Here is an 18,983-nt window from a genome sequence, read left to right as displayed (position 1 = left end):
ATATGTCCTAATTGACGGAGTCCGGGTGGGAGCCGGTACGGAAGCCACGTTCCAGACCGGCCAGGGCTGCCATGGCGGCGTCGTCGAGGCTGAAGCCGAAGACGTCCAGGTTTTCACCGATCCGGGCGTGGGAGCTGGCCTTCGGGATGGCGACATGGCCGAGCTGGACATGCCAGCGGAGGATGACCTGCGCCGCGGTCTTGCCGTGCGCGGCCGCAAGCTCCAGCACCACCGGATCCTGCAGGACCTGGCCGCGGCCCAGCGGGCTCCACGCCTCCGTGGTGATTCCGAGCTCGCGGTGCAGCGTGCGCAGTTCCTCCTGCTGCAGCCAGGGGTGCAGTTCGATCTGGTTGACGGCCGGCACGACCTCGGCGGTCTGCAGCAGGTGTTGCAGGTGGGCCGGCTGGAAATTCGAGACGCCGATAGCCCGCGCCTTGCCCTCCCTGTAGAGGGTCTCCATCGCGCGGTAGCTCTCGGGATACAGCCCGCGCTGCGCGCAGGGCCAGTGGATGAGGTAGAGATCCACGTATTCCAGGCCGAGGTTGGCCATGGACTCGTCGAAGGCCCGTAGTGTGGCGTCGTACCCCTGGTCGTCATTCCAGAGTTTGGTGGTGACGAAGAGGTCTTCGCGCGAGAGCGCAGGGGAGGACTCGCCGGAACCGCCGCGGGCGTCGTCGCGGGTTGAGAAGCCGGAGAGCGAACCAATGCCCCGGCCAACGCCCGTCTCGTTGCCATACATGGCGGCGGTATCAAAATGGCGGTAGCCGGCCTCGAGCGCCATGGTCACGAGTCCGGCGGCGTCCGCGGAGGGCACCTTGTAGAGTCCGAACCCCAACTGGTCGATGAGGACGCCGTTGTTGAGGCTGAACCGGGGCGAGGGTTTCATACCCTCGACTTTACCGACTCCGCCGCCGCTACTCCCCACGGCGGGCCGGGCGCCGCGGGACGGACCAGGCGGCCGGGTCACACCAGGCCGTCGAAGCTGACCAGCCGGCGGGCGCTGGCCTCGTCGAGGATCAGGTCGGTGGCCAGGCCCGCGGCGAGGGCGCCGCGGAGGCCGTTTATTTTGGAGGCGCCCGACACGACACAGATCCTCCGGCGCACCTGGCGCAGCTGCGCGAGGTCCGGGCCGGTGGAGCGTTCGTTGAGGGTGATGCCGTCCGAGGAGCCATCGGCGCGGAAGAACACCGTGGCCACGTCGCCGACGACGTCGGAGCCGGCCAGGACGGTCAGGTCCTCCTCATCGAGGTAGCCGCCGGCGTAAACGTGGCTGGGGTAGTCGGCGTCGACCGATCCCACACCGAAAATCGCGATGCTCATGCGGGCCTGCAGCTCAAGGATCCGCTGAACACTGCGCTCATTCCACATGGCCTTCTTCGTTGCCGCGTGGTCGAAAAACGCCGGCACCGGGAACTGTTCCACGCGCGCCCCGTAAGCGCTGCCAAAGCGCCGCATGATGTCAGAGGCGTAGGTGATGCCAGTGGTTTGCATGTTGCCCGCGCCGTTGAGCTGGACGATGACGCTGTCGTGGGTGATCTTCCGGGTCAGGTGACGGCTGACGGCGCTGAGGGTGGAACCCCAGGCAACCCCGATGATGGCGTTGGAATCGACCAGCGGGCCGATGGTGCGTGCTGCCTGCATGGCCACCCGGTCCAGTGTTTCCGCCTCATTCAGCGTGTCAACGACCGGAACAACGTGCACATCGACTTTGTATTCGGCGCGGATCATGCTGGCCAGCTCCGGACCGGTGTCTAGCGGACTCCGGATCTGGATCTGCACCAGGCCGGATTCCCGGGCCGAGGAAAGCAGCCGCGAAACGGTGGACCGGGACGTCCGGAGCTCGCGCGCAATGGCGTCCATGGTCAGGTCCTGCAGGTAATACAACTGGGCCGCGCGGAGGGCGTCGGAGTGGCGTGAGGGTGTCATCCCATTTCCGTTCTGCACGTTTGTGCATAGTGCTTGACTCCATTTTCCATTATTCCAAAGAATAGTGTTGAACGGCGCCGCGCCCTGGGGCGCGCCGCACAGAACAAGACCCAAAGGAGCAGTTCTTGGGACAGAAGGATTCAGCCCGCAACCAGGCATCGGCCGGCGAGCGAGCATCGGTGCAGAAGCTGCGAACGCGGCCCCATGCCCAGGTGCTCATCATCGGCGGCGGCATCAACGGAGTGGGCACGTTCCGGGACCTGGCCCTGCAGGGTGTGGACGTAGCCCTCGTGGAGCGCGGCGACTACTGCCAGGGAGCCAGCGGGGCGTCCTCGCACATGATCCACGGCGGCATCCGGTACCTCGAAAACGGCGAATTCCGCCTGGTCCAGGAGTCGGTGGTCGAACGTAACCGCCTGCTGCGCATCGCGCCCCACTACGTGAAGCCGCTGCAGACCACCATCCCCATCTTCAGCACGTTCTCCGGGGTCCTGGCCGCTCCGCTGCGCTTCCTGACCCACAAGCAGGGCAAGCACACCGAACGCGGGGCCTTCCTGATCAAACTCGGGCTGAGCATGTACGACTTCTTCTCCCGCGACGGCGGCACCGTGCCCCGCCACCAGTTCCGCGGCCGCAAACGCGCCTTGGCGGAACTGCCGCGCCTGCACCCCGGCATCAAGTACACCGCCACCTATTTCGACGCCTCCGTCCACAACCCCGAGCGGCTGACCCTTGACGTACTCCAGGACGGCGAGAAGGCCGGCGCTTCCGGCGCCAGTGCCGCCCGCGCCAGCAACTACCTCTCGCTTGTCGCGGTCAAGGACGGCATCAAAGACGGGGCTGGGAACGCGGGAAGCACGGTGGAATTGCGGGATGAGCTCACCGGCGAACGGCTCCACTTCACCGCCGACGTCATCGTCAACACCACCGGCGCCTGGGTCGATCTGACCAACCAGGCCATGGGCGCGGCGTCGGCCTTTATGGGCGGCACCAAGGGATCGCACATCGTGCTGGACCACCCGGAACTGCTCGCCGCCTGCAACGGCCGCGAAATCTTCTTCGAACACACCGACGGCCGGATCGTGCTGATCTACCCGATGGGGGACCGGGTCCTGGTGGGCACCACCGACGTCGACGCCGACATGGCTGAAGACGCCGTGTGCACCGAGTCGGAGATCGACTACTTCTTCGACCTGATCGGCCACGTCTTCCCGGACATCACCGTGGACCGGGAGCAGATCGTCTACACCTTCTCCGGAGTCCGCCCGCTGCCGAGGCACGACGCCACCCAGCCGGGCTTCGTCAGCCGCGACTACCGGATCGAGCGGCGCGCCGGCGCGGCGGCAGCCGCAGGAGCGGGGCAGGGCGGCGGCGCCGTCGTGCTGAGCCTCGTCGGCGGCAAGTGGACCACCTTCCGGGCCCTCGCCGAACACCTGAGCAACAACGTCCTCGCCGAACTCGGCATTGAACGGAAGGTTTCGACGGCGAAACTCGCCATCGGCGGCGGCGCCGACTTCCCGGACAGCGAGGACGGCGTGCAGCGTTGGATCAAGGCGCACATGGCCGCCGGACGCGACGCGGACCGCACGGCCGGGCTGCTGACCCGCTATGGCACCCGTGCGGAGGAAGTCATCAGCTTCCTCGACGCGGCCCCGGAATCCGCCCCTGACCGGCTCCTGCACTCGACCAGCGAACTCAGCGTGCGCGAACTGGAGTTCATGGCCCAAAACGAGCAGATCGGGCACCTGGTCGACGTGCTGATCCGCCGCACGTCCCTCGCCTTCCGCGGACTTGTGACCGGCGAGCTGCTGAACGAGGTTGCCGGTATCCTTGCCGGCCCGCTGGGCTGGGACGCGGCGACGCGGACCTCCGAAATCAGCCACGCTCAGGAGGTGCTCAAGCGATTCCACGGCGTCCAGGTCCACAGCCTGGTCTCCTGATAGACCTCGGTGCCCGGACGGGGGACGTCCGGGCACAAGGACTGCGTGGTTCCTCTGGGGGACCGGCGCAGTGGCAGGCCGGCGGCGCCAACACGCCAACGGCCCAACAGCCCCTCAAACTCGCGAGGGGCTGACAACAGAAAATAGAGGAGTCAAAGATGTCTCTTGGAATAGTTTTCCTGTCCGAAGTATTCGGTACCGCAATGCTGACCCTGCTGGGTTGCGGCGTTGTGGCAAACGTTGCACTCAAAGGCACCAAGGGCAACAACGGCGGGTTCCTGATGGTCACCTGGGGATGGGGCATCGCCGTCTTCTCCGGCGTCTACGTCGCCGCCATGTCCGGGGCACACCTGAACCCCGCCGTGACCTTCGGCCTGCTGGTGAACGGTAAAAAGGAGTACGCGCCCGGTGTCCCTGTCGACTTCGCCTCGACGCTGACCTACTTGGGCGGTGAATTGCTGGGTGCCTTCCTGGGCGCCGTCGTGATGTGGCTGGCCTACAGGCAGCACTTCGATGCGGCGGAGGCCGAGCCTGCCAGCCAGCTGGCCGTCTTCTCCACTGGCCCCGCCATCCGCTCCAACGTCTGGAACGTGGTCACGGAAGTCATCGGCACCTTTGTACTCGTTTTCGTCATCCTGGCCTTCGGCGGGACGCCGTCCGGGCTCGGCCCGCTGCAGGTCGCCCTGCTGGTTGTCGGCATCGGCGTTTCACTCGGTGGTCCCACCGGCTACGCCATCAACCCGGCACGTGACCTCGGCCCCCGCATCGCGCACGCCCTGCTCCCCATGAAGGGCAAGGGATCCAGCGACTGGAGCTACTCCTGGGTTCCAATCGTCGGACCCCTCATCGGCGGCGGACTGGCCGGACTCGTGGCGGCCGTCGTGCCGATCATGGCCACCGTTGCCACGTAATTTCCCTCTGAACACAACATCACCGCCCGTCAGACAGCCAGGCCAAAAGACAAGGACGTCAGCATGAACCAGTATGTAATCGCCATTGACCAGGGAACCACGAGCACCCGCGCCATCGTGTTCGATCACAGCGGCAACATCGTTTCCTCCGGCCAGATGGAACACGAGCAGATCTTCCCGCAGGCAGGATGGGTGGAGCACGACCCCGCCGAGATCTGGAACAACACCCGCGAGGTCATCGCCTCCGCACTGTCCAAGGCCAACCTGACCCGCCACGACATTGCCGCCGTCGGCATCACCAACCAGCGTGAAACCGCGGTCGTCTGGGACAAGACCACCGGCAAGGCCGTGTACAACGCGATCGTCTGGCAGGACACCCGCACCCAGTCGATCGTCGACGAGCTCGCCAAGGACGGCGGCCCGGAACGGTTCAAGCAGAAGGTGGGCCTGCCGCTGGCAACCTACTTCTCCGGCACCAAGATCAAGTGGATCCTGGACAACGTCGAGGGCGCCCGGGCCAAGGCCGAGGCCGGCGACCTCGTCTTCGGCAACACCGACTGCTGGGTGCTCTGGAACCTGACCGGCGGCACCGACGGCGGCGTCCACGTCACGGACGTCACCAACGCCTCGAGGACCATGTTCATGGACCTGGAGACGCTGTCCTGGGACCAGGAAATCCTGGATGCCTTCGGTGTTCCCGCTTCGATGATGCCGGCGATCAAGTCCTCCTCCGAGGTCTACGGCACGGTCCACACGTCCCAGCTGCTGCGGGAGGTTCCGGTTGCCGGCATCCTGGGTGACCAGCAGGCTGCGACGTTCGGCCAGGCCGCGTTCGACGCGGGCGAGGCCAAGAACACCTACGGCACGGGCTGCTTCCTCATCTTCAACACCGGCGAGGAAATCGTCCACTCCAAGAACGGGCTGCTGACCACGGTCGGCTACAAGCTCGGCGACGCCAAGCCGCACTACGCCCTGGAAGGCTCCATCGCTGTCACCGGTTCGCTGGTGCAGTGGCTGCGTGACAACCTCGGCATGATCAGCAGCGCCCCCGAGGTGGAGACGCTGGCGGCCTCGGTCGAGGACAACGGCGGCGTGTACATCGTTCCGGCGTTCTCCGGCCTGTTCGCTCCCTACTGGCGTTCCGACGCCCGCGGCGCGATCGTCGGCCTGACCCGGTTCGTGAACAAGAACCACATCGCCCGCGCGGCGCTGGAGGCTACCGCCTTCCAGACCCGCGAGGTGCTCGACGCCGTCAACGCGGACTCCGGTGTGCCGCTGACGGAGCTGAAGGTCGACGGCGGCATGGTCGCCAACGACGCGCTGATGCAGTTCCAGGCGGACATCCTCGGCGTTCCGGTGATCCGGCCCAAGGTCGTGGAGACAACCTCATTGGGTGCCGCCTACGCCGCCGGGCTGGCCGTCGGATTCTGGAAGGACCTGGGCGAATGCTCAGCCAACTGGTCCGAGGACAAGCGCTGGGAGCCGACGATGGACCAGTCCGAGCGTGAGCGCCAGATGCGCCTTTGGAAGAAGGCCGTCACCAAGTCCATGGACTGGGTGGACGACGACGTCAAGTAGCCGCACGGCGTCCCCGCAGGAGGCAACGAAAAGCTCCGGTCAGCCAGGCTGACCGGAGCTTTTCCTGTCGATCGTGCAGGACGGGGGCGTCAGTGCCCGTGACGGGGAGTCACCTCAACGGCGCGGGGCGTCTTGGCGTACACATCCTTGCTGACCTTGTAGCCGCGGCTGTCCAGTTCCAGGGCCTGTTCATTGACCATTCGGAGCTGCGCGTCGCTGAGCTTCCGGATCTTGACCAGGTCCATGGTCTCCTGCTGGTCACCGCCGACGGCGGTCACCCGCACGAGGCCTGAGCCCGCGGAATAGTACTTCCGCTGATGGCCGGCGGCGGCTGGCGGATCCAGCGGGTTGTACTCGTCGATCACCAGCACATCGTTGTAGCACCCGGTCGGGACGCAGACGCGCTGGTTCGTTTTGAGCACGTCGCCGCAATCAAGGAAGTCGACTTTGGGCGCATAGGCCTGGACGTACGCGGGGGTGCCGGTCCGCGGACGGCCCTGCATTGCGATTCCGGCCTGTGCCGTGGCGATCCCGCTGATGAAGGTGCTGGGAGCACCCACGAACTTGCCGTTTTCGTACTCCTCCGGATACTCGCCGAACAGCCAGACGTCGCCGTCCTTCGACTGGGCGAAGAACGCCAGCTCGGATTCGGCCAGTACGCCGTCGGAGTAGTCCCGGTCCCACATCACGACTGTGTTCACACCATCGATGACCTTGGTCAGCCCGGTGATGGTATGAACCACTTTGTGTGCGCTGGTCCCTTCCGGCGATGTCACTGTGCCATCCGTGGTGAACTGCATTCCCGGCTTCAGCGGGAACCACTTGTTATCGACCCGCGGTGACGCAGGGAACTCCCAGGGATCGAAATCGATCTTCGAGCCGGGGCCGCAGAGTTCCTTTGGACCCGGGGCGGCGGCGGCTGTGGCCGCCGTCGTCACGGTCATCGTGGCCAGCACCAGCAGGATTGCGGAGCCGTAGGCCGTGAAACGTTTGCCTGGTAAGGCCATGTCACTGGCTTCTTTCTTGGGATGGTGGTGGCTCGGGCTATACGGCCGGGGCCGGCTGGGGCTGGTTGGGCCGCCGCTCACGCTTCGGTCCCTTCTTGGCGAACCGAAGGTACAGCGACGGGACGATGAACAGGTTGACCAGTGTCGACGTGACAAGGCCGCCCAGAATCACCACCGCCATGGGATGTTCAATCTCATGGCCGGGGATGTTCCCCATCACCACCAGGGGCACCAGGGCCAGTGCGGTGGCGAGGGTGGTCATCAAAATCGGCGACAAACGTTCGGCGGCCCCGCGCAGCACAAGGGCAGGCCCGAAGGTCATGCCCTCGAACTGCTCCAGATGCTGGCAGTGGTTGATCAGCAGGATGCCGTTGCGGGCGGCGATACCCATCAGCGTCAGGAAGCCGACGAGGGATCCCAGCGACAGGATGCCGCCGCTGAGGTGGGCGGCAATCACGCCGCCCACCAATGCAGCCGGCAGCGTCAGGATGGCCAGGATGGCCAGACGCCAGCTCCGGAATGCCGCCTGGAGCAGGAGGAAGACCACGATGACAGCGCCCGCCGAGTACAGCAGCAGGCGCTGCGAGGCGGCTTGGCGTTCGGCGTATTCGCCGAGGACAACCGCCTCGTAGCCGACCGGGAACTGGATCGACTCCATTTCGGACTTCAACTTCTCCACAACCTTGGCCAGATCGCCTTCCTTCACGTTGGCACTGACATCGATGCGCCTGGATCCCTCCGACCGCTCGATGACATTGGGCGTGGGTTTGACCGAAATTGAGGCGACGTCAGCCATCCGGATCCTTTCCCCGGAAGGAGTGTCGAGCGGGAGATTCTCGATACTGGTGACGCTGGTCCGGGTTTCCGGCGCGCTCCACACCTGGACGTCGTAGGCCTTGCCATCCCGGTAGACGTCGCCGACTTCCTCTCCAGCGACCAGGGTGGCGGCCGCGCGTCGCACGTCGCCGGGCTTCAGCCCGTAACGCTCTGCGGCATCCAGATTCACTTCCACATTGATCTGCGGAATGTTGGCCTGGAGCGCGACCTTCGCGCCGATGGCCCCCTCAATGCCGCCCAGGATGCCCTTGATCTTGTCGGCCTCCGCTTTCAGGGTGCCCAAGTCGTCGCCATAGACCCGCACGACGACGGCGTAGCCGGTGCCTGTCAGGACCTCGCGGATGCGCTCCTTGAGGTACGTCTGGACGTCCCGCACGATTCCGGGGTAGCCACTCACGACTTCCTGCACGGCGGCAAGGGTCTCGTCATAGTCCACCGCGGGGTCAACGCTGATCCAGTTCTCCCCGAAGTAGACGCCCACGACTTCATCGGCGTTGAACGCTTGGCCAATGTGGGACCCGCAGTTGTTGACTCCCTTGATCGTCATGAGTTCCTTGCAGGCGAGCTGGCTGACCCGGACTTCCTCGGAGTTTGACGTGCCGGGCTGCGTGAGCCAGTGCATCAGGAAGTCACGCTCCTTGAAGGAGGGGAGCAAGGATTGGCCCAGCAGAGGTGCCAGTACAAGGCCGATGACGCCCAGGGCGCCCAGGGCAAGATACCCAGGGGCGGGACGCCGGACCATGGGCCGGAGTAATTTGCCGTACCAGCGCTTCAGCACCCTGACCACGGGTGGATCCTTATCTTCCAGTTTGGCGTTCCTGAGGAAGATGTAGGCCATCGCCGGCGTGACGGTGAGCGCAACCACCATGGACGCCACCACCGCGAGGGTGTAGGAGGTGGCCAGCGGGCGGAAGAACGCCCCGGTCAGCCCGTCCAGGAAGAAGATCGGCACTGTCGCGGCGACGATGATCAACGTGGCATAGACAATCGGGCCTCGGACCTCGAGCGAGGCGTTCACCACGACCCTGGCCGTGCTTTCGGTGCCTCCGCTGGCACGGTGGTGCCGGAGCCGCCGGACGATGTTTTCGACGTCGATGATGGCATCGTCCACCACCACCCCGACGGCAATCACCAGCCCCGCGAGCACCATCGTATTAATCGTGCCCCCGGTCCAATAGAGGACCAGGGCCGCGGCCGTCAGCGACAACGGTATGGCCATGACGCTGACCAGCGCCGTCCGCCACTGGAAGAGGAAGACACTCAGCACCAGGATGACCAGCAGGCAGCCCAGCAGGAGGGCCACGCCCAGGTTGCCGAGGGATTCCTCAATGAAGGTCGCAGGCCGGAATATCGTGGTGTCCACGGCAATCCCGGAAAGGCCGGGTTCGAGCTGCTTCAGCGCCTCTTCCACCCCGCGCGTCACTTCGAGGGTGTTGCCCCAGGGGAGCTTCTCCACGATCAGCATGAGCCCGGGACCGCCATTGATCACCGCGTCGCCGATCAGCTGCTGGTGGTCCTCCACCACGTTGGCGACGTCTGACAGCCGCAGCGGGGCCTGGCCCTCACGGTCCGTCACCGCCACCTTCGCCAGTTCTTCCGGCGACGTGATGGCCTGGACGTGCCGGATGCCAATGGTCTGGCTGGGTGTGTCGATCGAACCGCCTGTTCCGATGAGGGCGCCGGGGGAGTAGTGCAGCAGACCCGCGTCCAGGGCATCGGACGTGGAGCTCATCACGGTTTCCAGGGTGACGTTGTTGGCTGCCAGCCTGGCCGGATCCACCTGCACCTGGAGCATCTGGAGGCGTTCGCCCCAGATGGCGACATTGGCCACCCCCGGAACGCGCAGCAGATGTGCCCTGATGTTCCAGTAGGAGATCATGGACATCTCGATGAGCGACCGGGTGTCCGAGGACAGGCCGATCTTCATGACCCGGCTGGTGGAGGAGAGGGGCTGCAGCATCAGCGGCGGTGCGGCCCAGGTGGGCAGGGTCGGGATGACCGTCGCCATGCGCTCGGACACCAGTTGCCGGGCAGTGAGCAGATCAGTGCCGTTCTCGAATTCCATCACAATCGACGAGAGCTGGGGCACCGATTTTGACCTCATGTGGTTGAGGCCGGCGATACCGTTGAACGCCTCCTCCATAGGAACCGACACCAGTTCCTCGACCTCGGCGGCGGTAAGTCCCAGGCAGGCTGTCTGGACCTCGACCTTCGGTGGCGCGAACTCGGGGAACACGTCCACCGAGGCGCTGCTGAGTTGCGCGCCGCCCACGATCATCAGCGCAGCCGCCATCGCGATGATGATCGATCTGAACTTCAGGCTGGCTGCGACTATCCGGCGCATGTCATTTGCCCGTGTTGAACTCGGTGCCGAAGAGTTCTACCGCGCCCACCGTGACGACAGGAGTCCCCACGGCGGGGCCGGCGCTGGCCGTGACCACACCTGCCTCGACCTTGGCAACGGTGACTGCCTGGCGCTCAAACACCCGCGGTGCGGGGTTGGTGTAGACCCACGTCTTGCCGTTGGCGTCGTACAACAGCGCGGCATAAGGCAGCAGCACGTCCGAGCCCGCGCCCGCCGCGACCGGTTCCGTCTTCAGATCGATGCGGGAAAGGCCGTGTTCGGTCACGGTCAGCTTGGCGATGCCCGTCGTGGCGTTCTTCTCGACTTTGGCGGGGGCTTCACCGGCCGCCGCGGGCGTCACCGCGGCGGACTGCGCGCAGGCCGGAAGGGCGAAGAGAACTGCTGCACAGACGGCTGCAGCCAGGGGCAGGCGCCGTTGGGGCTTTTGGCTGGTCATTTTGCTTCCACCTTTTCCTGCTTAACGGGGGTTTCCGGTTCGTATACTTCCGACCAATCTTCGGGTGCGGCGTGAGGGCCGAACCAGAGGGCCAGCAGGGGGAGCACCAGGAGTGCCACAAGCGTTGTGGTCACGAGGCCTCCGCCGATGATCAGCAATATCGGAACAATCACGGCCTGGCCGACGCCGCCAATCAGTGCGGGCGGAATCAGTACCAGCACGGTTACCAGGGCAGTCTTCAGGACCGGCGATACCCGGTCCCGGGCTGCCGTCATGACGGCCTTAGCGCGGGACGCTTGCGGCTGGGAACGCCACAACTCATCGGCACGGGCCGAGAGCATCGTTGCGTTGCGGGCGGCAATGGCGAGGCTGGCGGCGAAGGCGGTCATGGCAATCCAGGACATCGTTGCAGTACCGATCCAGGCGGCCACGGCGGCCCCGGAGAGCGCCGCCGGAAGGGACAGGAAGTTGGCGAGGGCCAGCTTCCAGCTCCGTACCGCAGTCTGGAGCAGCAGGAACACCCCGAGGAGGGCGGCCACCGCAAGCCACAGGACGAGGGAATCGGCGGCCTGCACCTGGGCATACTTGGCCGGGATCTCTGCGTGGTATTCCACCGGGAACTGGATCTGCTTGATGGCAGCTTCAACATCCCGCTGAATGTCGGCCAGCGGGCGTCCGCTGACATCGGCATGGACGTCGACCCGCCGGGACGTGTCATCGTGCAGCACGACGACCTCGTTGGGGACCATCCGGACCGTGGCGATCTCGCCGAGCTGGACATGCCCGCCGGTGGGAGTATCAAGGAGCAGTTCACGGATGCTGGTCAGGTCATCCCTGACGTCAACCGCGCCGCGGACCACTACTTCGAAGACCTTTTGCTCTTCGAAGAGGTTGCCCACGACAATCCCCTGCATCAGGGTTGCTGCGGCGCGCCTGGCGTCACCGGGCTTGATGCCGAACTTCTGGGCAGCCTCGAGATTGACCTCGACCTCCACGATCGGCGTCATCGGTATGGCGTTGATTGTCGGGTTCTTGACGCCGTTGATGTTCTCGAGGGCTTTGCGGACTTCTTCGGCCTTCTCCCGCAGGACCGGCAGTGCCGTGCCATAGACCCGGACCGCGAAGCCGGGCTCCAGGGTGCTGTTCATGGCACCGATTTTTTGCTCGGAATAGTTCACAACATTGTGTGCGATGCCGGGGTAGCCCTGGACCACGTCGCGGACGGCCTGCTCGGTCGCTCCGAAGTCGGCGTCCGGGGCAATGGATACCCACAGTTCGGCGGCGCTGTTTCCGACGACCTGGTCGGAGGTGATGGCGCGGCCGATGTGGCCGCCGACTCCTGACACGCCTGGCAGCGCCTTCAGTTCGTCTGAAGCCTTGGACGCGACCCGGCGGACCTCGTCATTGGACGTGCCGGCCATGGAGTCCCACTGGACCAGCAGGGTCCTGTCCGGCAAGGTCGGGACGACCGGCCGGTTCCCGATCAACTGGGATCCGGCGGCGAGTCCAAGCACGCCGACGACGGCCACTGCGACCAGCGTGAGGGTTTGGCGGGAACGGGCGCCCTTGAGGGCACGGTCGTAGTAGGCGCGGGCCCTGCCGGTGGAGGGTGCGTCCCGAGGGGTCGCAGTCTCCTTCGGCAGCAGGAGCTGTGACAGCACCGGGGTGACAGAGAGTCCGACGAGCAGGCCGGCCGAGAGGGCCAGCACCACTGACCAGAACAGCGGAGTAAAGAAGGATCCGCCGATTCCGGACACGAACAGCGTTGGAATGAGGACCACCACCATGATCAGCGAGGCCTGGAACAACGGGGTTCGGACCCCCCGGACGACAGCCACGATCCTGGACCTTAGCGTGGCCTCGGTTTCCGTGGCTTCGGTCACCAGCGGCCTGCGCCGCTGGGCCTGGACGTCCTCCACAATGTCGCCCACGATCACTGACATGGCAAGGACAAGGCCGACCAGGACCGTGATGTTGAGGGTGGCGTGTTGCGCGTAGAGGACCACGGCCGCCGTGACGACGGTTGTCGTGATGGCCGCGAGGGCAATCACCGCCACTCGCCAGGAACGGAAGAGCAGCCAGAAAAGCCCGACCGCGATCAGCAGGCTGATCAACAGCGCAAGGCCAAGGCCGCTCACGGAGTCCTGAACACCGGTCGCCGGGCGGAACACCGTGGTGTCAAGCTGGACTCCGGTCAGGCCGGGCTCCATATCTTTCAGCGCCGCTTCGATATCTTCGGTGACCTGCACAGCACTGGTTCCGGGGAACTTCTCAATGACCAGCATCAGCCCGGCGTCCTGTCCGACGACGGCATCGCCGATGAGGGGCTGATGGTCTTCCCTGACCTGGGCTATATCGCCCAACGACATCGCCGGCGTCGAATCCTCCACGCTGACCTTGGAGAGGTCGGCCGGGGTCCGGATGGGGAGGACATGCTGGATGCCGAGGCGCTGGCTCGGAGACTCAACGAAACCGCCGGTGCCCGGGGTGGACGCTTCGAGGAAACTCAGCGGCGAAACCCACACCGCGTTGCCGGTGGTCTTGATGACCTGTTCGAGGGTGATTCCCTTGTCCCGCAGCTGCGTGGGGGTGACCTCGACCTGGAGCTGCTGCTCGCGCTGGCCCCAAATGGAAACGTTCGCCACGCCCGGAATGCCGATCAGCCGCGGTTTGATCTTCCAACGGGCCAGGACCGACATCTCGATGCCGGAGAGCTGCTTAGAGTTCATCTTGACCATCAGCACCCGGCTCGTGGAGGAGACGGGCTGCATGATCAGCGGCGGCGCGGACACATTCGGCAGCGCCACGGCCTGGGTCATCCGTTCCGCGACCAGCTGGCGTGCCCGCAGCAGATCCGTGCCCGGCTCGAAGACGAGTTGGATGGATGACAGACCCGGGACGGATTTCGAGCGGATCTCGTCCAGCCAGGCCACCCCGTTGAGGAGGTCCGCTTCCATCGGAGAGGTAATGAGCTGCTCAACTTCGACAGCCGAGAGGCCCAGGGCCTCTGTCTGGATTTCGACTTGCGCCGGCGCGAATTCGGGCATTGTGTCCACGGCGATGCGGGGAACATTGATGATGCCAAAAGCGATAATTCCGGCGGCGAGGGCGAGCACCAGGATGCGGAACTGCAGACTGAAGCGGGTGATCCAGCCGAACATGGCTAGTCGGCTTCCAGGCCGCTTCCGGTGGGCGCGCAACGCCCGGCCGGATTGATGAATTGTTGCAGGCAAGAACTCCGCAAGTGACACATGTCAGGCTCCTCAACCCGAGACCTGTTGCGAATCCCCCAGAGATCTTGTGAGCATAGTGTCCCTGTTGAAAGCGTTTGGCAAGGGCGCAAATGCCCGCAATGGAGGCCCAAATTCGTGCCGCGCCTGCACCCGATCTGCAGGATGACACTCACATAGGTTGCGTTTTGTCAATATGCGTATCCTGACTACTGGGAAACGCGGCAGAACTACTGGGCGCCGGACCGAGAACTACTTGCCTCTTTGCCGCCGGCACTCTCTCCGGCGATTGCTGGCGGGCCGGCGGGGCCGTGATGTGCCCAGTAGTGGAAGCTGCAGTCCGAGTGGTCGTTCCCAAAAAAATCCGGGCTTTCAGGGCCGGGAAGTCCGCCCGGCGCGGCGGCGGCCGCGGCGAGATCCGCGGGGCCGGAAGCCGTCCGGATCCGCAACAGCTCTCCCGTTTCCCCGCGAACCGGCCGGAGGCGCTAAAGTAGAGCTATGCGTGCGATCCTCCTGCTTAGCTAGCCGCCCGGCATCCCGACGAGAACTCGGATTGCCGAGCGGCAGCCCCTCCGTGTCGAGGGGCTTTTGTGTGTCTGGACCCTTTCGGGCGGACGGCAGGAGAACAGGCAGGGGCGGGACAGTGGCCTTGGCCTGGGAGATTGACGGCACAAGACTTGACGGTACATAGGGCTTGACAGAACAGAAGAGGCCAGCAGTGAGCGTTCAGCCGGAGACAGAGACCGGAACACCAGCAGTCGCAGCGGAGACGCCGGAAGAGGGTGCCTATAGCTTCGCGGCCATGGAAGCCAAGTGGCCGCAGGTCTGGGAGGACTTGAAGGTCTTCACGCCCGTCGATGACGGATCGAAGGAGCGGCGGTACGTGCTGGACATGTTCCCGTACCCGTCCGGCGATCTCCACATGGGCCACGCCGAGGCGTTCGCGATGGGCGACGTCGTCGCGCGTTACCTCCGCCAGCAGGGCTACGATGTGCTGCACCCGATCGGCTGGGACTCCTTCGGGCTGCCCGCCGAAAACGCCGCGATCAAGCGCAACGCCCACCCCAGCGAGTGGACGTACGAAAACATCGACACGCAGGCGGCGTCCTTCAAGCGCTACGCCATCTCTGCCGACTGGTCCCGCCGGATCCACACCTCCGACCCGGAGTACTACCGCTGGACACAGTGGCTCTTCAAACGCTTCTACGAGCGCGGACTGGCCTACCGCAAGAATTCCCCGGTCAACTGGTGCCCCAAGGACCAGACCGTGCTGGCGAACGAACAGGTGGTCAATGGCGCCTGTGAACGCTGCGGCACTCCCGTCACCAAGAAGTCGCTGAACCAGTGGTACTTCAAGATCACCGATTACGCCGACCGGCTGCTCGATGACATGGACGAACTGCGCGGCCACTGGCCCGAACGCGTCCTGGCGATGCAGAAAAACTGGATCGGACGCTCCGAAGGCGCCCACGTCAATTTCGTAATCGAAGCCGACGGCGGCAAGCCCGCCAAGGACGTCACGGTGTTCACCACCCGCCCGGACACCCTGTACGGCGCGACGTTCTTCGTCGTCGCCGCCGACGCGCCGCTCGCCGTCGAACTGGTCACCGGGGAGCACGCCGCGGCCCTGGACGCATACCGCGAACAGGTCAAGGCACTCTCCGAAATCGAACGCCAGTCCACCGAGCGCGAAAAGACGGGCGTCTTCACCGGCCGCTACGCCATCAACCCGCTCAACGGCGAGAAGCTGCCCGTCTGGGCAGCCGACTACGTGCTGGCCGACTACGGCACCGGCGCCATCATGGCCGTCCCGGCGCACGACCAGCGCGACCTCGACTTCGCCCGCACCTTCGACCTGCCGGTCCGTGCCGTGCTGGACACCGGCGAGGAAGATCCCGCAGTCAGCGGCACCGCGACCTCCGGCGAGGGGACGCTGATCAACTCCGGCGCCCTGGACGGCCTGCCGAAGGCGGAAGCCATCCCGGCGGCCATCGAGATCCTGCAGGAGCTGGGCACGGGCGAGAAATTCGTGAACTTCCGCCTGCGCGACTGGCTGCTCAGCCGGCAGCGCTTCTGGGGCACCCCGATCCCGATCATCCACTGCCCAGCCTGCGGCGAGGTTCCGGTCCCGGACGAGCAGCTGCCCGTCACGCTGCCGGCCGACCTGCGCGGCGAGGACCTGTCCCCGAAGGGCACGTCGCCGCTGGCCGCCGTCGAAAGCTGGGTCAACGTCGAGTGCCCCGACTGCCACGGCCCGGCCAAGCGGGACACGGACACGATGGACACCTTCGTGGATTCCTCCTGGTACTTCCTGCGCTTCGTCTCCCCGCAGTACACCGACGGCCCGTTCGATCCGGAGAAGATCAACGACTGGATGCCGGTGGGCCAGTACGTCGGCGGCGTGGAGCATGCCATCCTGCACCTGCTCTACGCCCGGTTCTTCACCAAGGTCATCCACGACCTGGGCATGATCGACGCCGACGAGCCGTTCAGCGCACTGCTGAACCAGGGGCAGGTGCTCAACGGCGGCAAGGCCATGAGCAAGTCCCTGGGCAACGGCGTCGACCTGGGCGAGCAGCTGGACAAGTTCGGCGTCGACGCCGTCCGCCTCACCATGATCTTCGCCTCCCCGCCGGAGGACGACGTCGACTGGGCTGACGTTTCGCCGTCGGGTTCCGCCAAGTTCCTGGCCCGCGCCTGGCGCCTCGGCCAGGACGTCACGAGCGCACCCGGCGTTGACTTCACCACCGGCGACCGTGCCCTGCGCACCGTGACCCACCGAACGATCGCCGACGCGGAAGCGCTGCTGGACTCAAACAAGTTCAATGTGGTGGTGGCCAAGCTGATGGAATTGGTCAACGCTACGCGCAAGACGATCGATGGCGGCGCCGGCGGCGCCGACCCGGCCGTCCGTGAAGCGGTTGAAACCGTCGCGGTCATCCTGAGCCTCTTCGCGCCGTACACGGCCGAGGATCTCTGGAATGTGCTGGGACACCCCGCTTCGGTGGCCAACGCCGGCTGGCCGACGCACGACGAGGCCCTGCTTGTGGAGGACACGGTGACAGCCGTCGTCCAGGTCCAGGGCAAGGTCCGGGACCGCTTGGAAGTCTCGCCGGAGATCGGCGAGGACGAACTGCGGGAACTGGCGTTGGCCTCGGAGAACGTCCAGCGCGCCCTCGACGGGCGGGGGATCCGCACGGTCATCGTGCGGGCGCCTAAACTGGTCAACATCGTCCCGGCCTAGCCGGGCGGGCCAAACGACAGTCCGGCCGCCGGTGCAATCCGGCGGCCGGCACCACAGCAGGTCCGAACAGCCAGCGCAGACAGCAGGAGGTGCTTCGTGCCCCACCGCGACCCCGCGGGGTGGCCGTGGCTGAAGGAGCGCCTTAGCGGGCTTCGTCAGGCCGCGCGGCCGGTAATGGTCCCTGAAGCGGTGCCCGCCGCCGTCGTGAGGACGGCTGTGGTCACCGACTCCGCCGCGGCACTGCCGGCTGACTGGGTTCGGGGCCTGGCCGCCGACGGGCGGCTGACGGTTGTCCCGATGCCCGTCATGGTGGGTGCTGAAATCTATGGCGAGGGCGAAGACGACATCGCCGACACGATCGCTGTGGCGCTGGCCAGCGGCAAACCCGTTAAAACCTCGCGGCCGTCCCCCGGTCAGTTCGAACAGGCCTACCTCGCGGCCCGGCGGCTTGGCTATGAGTCGGTGGTGTCGGTCCACATTTCCGGGGAACTGTCCGGAACGGCGGATTCTGCCCGCCTGGCAGCCGCCCGTGTGGGCTTCCCGGTCGAGGTCCTGGACTCGCGTACCGTCGGCATGGCGCAGGGGATGGGGGTCCAGGCCGCCGCTGCCGCCGCGGCGGACGGCCGGACCGCGGCGGAGGTGCGGGAATATGCCGAGCAACGGCTGGCCCGCGCCAGGGTGTATTTCTATGTGCCCAGCCTTGAGCAACTAAGGCGGGGCGGCCGAATCGGCGCCGCGGCCTCACTCTGGGGGACCATGCTTTCGATCAAGCCCATCCTCGCGGTGGAAGACGGCCGGGTGGTTCCGCTGGAGAAAGTGCGGTCGGCGGCGAAAGCCGTCGCGCGGCTCAAGGAGATAGTGGTGGCCGACGCCGCCGCCCGGCCCCCTGGGCAGGCCCGGCTCGCCGTCCACCACTTCGGCAACCCGGATGAGGCCGAACAGCTCGCGGCGGACCTGGCCGCAGCAATTCCCGGCTGTCCGCCCGTCCAGATCAGTGCGCTTCCGGCGGTGCTGGCGGCACACGCCGGCCTCGGTGTGCTGGCAGTGATCGTGGGGGAGGACAGCACGCCTTTGGCCGGGGCCGAGGACACCCCCGCCGCGCCGTAGCCCGGCACGGGACCCAAATTGGTTCCGGTGTGCCCTGGAGTGGCTAAACTTCAGCTGACAGCCATTGAAAGGTCTCAGCCATGACAAAGGAAGCAGTCGCCGAACAGGCGCGGGAGATCGTCCGCGGCATCAGGGACGGAATGATCACCTTTGACACCGAAGAAGAAGCTGTCGCAGCGATCGGGATGCTCGTCAAGAAGCGCGAGTACGAGTCGGCAGCGGAACTCCTCGAAGGGCTCAGCCAGTGGATCCTGACTTACCCGCGCGCGGGGGATGGATGGAGCGAGCACCTGATTGGCGACCTCTGCCTGACACTCATGAAGCTGCTGGAAAATTTCGGCCAGCTGGGCTAGCCACCACCCCAAAGGGGCCACAGCGCGTCCTGCCGTATCCACATAGGCG

General features: G+C 65.7%; 12 protein-coding genes. 6 read left to right on the top strand and 6 right to left on the bottom strand.

Annotated elements, in window-relative coordinates; translation table 11 throughout:
- Window positions 1-7: 7 nt before the first annotated feature.
- Both AC1DC5_RS08035 and AC1DC5_RS08030 read right to left on the bottom strand, forming a co-directional pair.
- Window positions 8-886 carry an aldo/keto reductase gene (locus tag AC1DC5_RS08035; protein WP_476864774.1) on the bottom strand — a complete coding sequence of 293 codons (879 nt, stop codon included), beginning with the start codon at window positions 884-886 and terminating at the stop codon, window positions 8-10.
- Between the two features lie 77 nt (window positions 887-963).
- Window positions 964-1,926: a sugar-binding transcriptional regulator gene (locus tag AC1DC5_RS08030; RefSeq protein WP_441404181.1), complete on the bottom strand. Its 963-nt coding sequence runs from the start codon at window positions 1,924-1,926 to the stop codon at window positions 964-966.
- A gap of 125 nt (window positions 1,927-2,051) precedes the next feature.
- On the opposite strand from AC1DC5_RS08030, the gene AC1DC5_RS08025 reads away from it, so the two are divergent.
- From AC1DC5_RS08025 to glpK, 3 genes are all read left to right on the top strand, one after another.
- Window positions 2,052-3,866, top strand: a complete 1,815-nt coding sequence (locus AC1DC5_RS08025) for a glycerol-3-phosphate dehydrogenase/oxidase (RefSeq protein ID WP_476864773.1) — start codon at window positions 2,052-2,054, stop codon at window positions 3,864-3,866.
- Between the two features lie 158 nt (window positions 3,867-4,024).
- Complete coding sequence (locus tag AC1DC5_RS08020; protein WP_476864772.1) at window positions 4,025-4,777, top strand: MIP/aquaporin family protein; 753 nt, start codon at window positions 4,025-4,027, stop codon at window positions 4,775-4,777.
- Window positions 4,778-4,840: 63 nt separating this feature from the next.
- The gene (gene glpK / locus AC1DC5_RS08015) at window positions 4,841-6,355 is read left to right on the top strand and encodes a glycerol kinase GlpK (RefSeq protein ID WP_441404178.1); all 1,515 of its coding nucleotides are present in this window, start codon (window positions 4,841-4,843) and stop codon (window positions 6,353-6,355) included.
- Window positions 6,356-6,444: 89 nt separating this feature from the next.
- On the opposite strand, the gene AC1DC5_RS08010 is transcribed toward glpK, so the two are convergent.
- Genes AC1DC5_RS08010 through AC1DC5_RS07995 form a run of 4 tightly spaced genes read right to left on the bottom strand, consistent with a single transcriptional unit; the run spans window position 6,445 to window position 14,161 of the window.
- The gene (locus AC1DC5_RS08010) at window positions 6,445-7,362 is read right to left on the bottom strand and encodes a hypothetical protein (protein WP_441404177.1); all 918 of its coding nucleotides are present in this window, start codon (window positions 7,360-7,362) and stop codon (window positions 6,445-6,447) included.
- Window positions 7,363-7,399: 37 nt separating this feature from the next.
- A complete protein-coding gene (locus AC1DC5_RS08005; protein ID WP_476864771.1) occupies window positions 7,400-10,543 on the bottom strand; it encodes an efflux RND transporter permease subunit in 3,144 nt (1,047 codons plus the stop codon).
- A 1-nt stretch (window position 10,544) separates the two neighbouring features.
- Window positions 10,545-11,000 carry a hypothetical protein gene (locus AC1DC5_RS08000; RefSeq protein ID WP_476864770.1) on the bottom strand — a complete coding sequence of 152 codons (456 nt, stop codon included), beginning with the start codon at window positions 10,998-11,000 and terminating at the stop codon, window positions 10,545-10,547.
- Window positions 10,997-14,161, bottom strand: coding sequence for an efflux RND transporter permease subunit (locus AC1DC5_RS07995; RefSeq protein ID WP_476864769.1), 3,165 nt, complete (start codon window positions 14,159-14,161; stop codon window positions 10,997-10,999). The genes AC1DC5_RS08000 and AC1DC5_RS07995 overlap by 4 nt, the downstream gene beginning before the upstream one ends.
- A gap of 787 nt (window positions 14,162-14,948) precedes the next feature.
- Between AC1DC5_RS07995 and leuS the strand changes: the two genes are divergently transcribed.
- From leuS to AC1DC5_RS07980, 3 genes are all read left to right on the top strand, one after another.
- Window positions 14,949-17,474: a leucine--tRNA ligase gene (gene leuS, locus AC1DC5_RS07990; RefSeq protein WP_476864768.1), complete on the top strand. Its 2,526-nt coding sequence runs from the start codon at window positions 14,949-14,951 to the stop codon at window positions 17,472-17,474.
- A gap of 96 nt (window positions 17,475-17,570) precedes the next feature.
- Complete coding sequence (locus tag AC1DC5_RS07985; protein ID WP_476864767.1) at window positions 17,571-18,581, top strand: DegV family protein; 1,011 nt, start codon at window positions 17,571-17,573, stop codon at window positions 18,579-18,581.
- Window positions 18,582-18,661: 80 nt separating this feature from the next.
- Window positions 18,662-18,934 carry a hypothetical protein gene (locus AC1DC5_RS07980; RefSeq protein WP_476864766.1) on the top strand — a complete coding sequence of 91 codons (273 nt, stop codon included), beginning with the start codon at window positions 18,662-18,664 and terminating at the stop codon, window positions 18,932-18,934.
- Window positions 18,935-18,983 lie beyond the last annotated feature (49 nt).

This window comes from Arthrobacter sp. 10L424, assembly GCF_056395325.1.
Note: the sequence above shows the minus strand (reverse complement) of the source record. Positions and strands in the feature narration are given on the sequence as shown.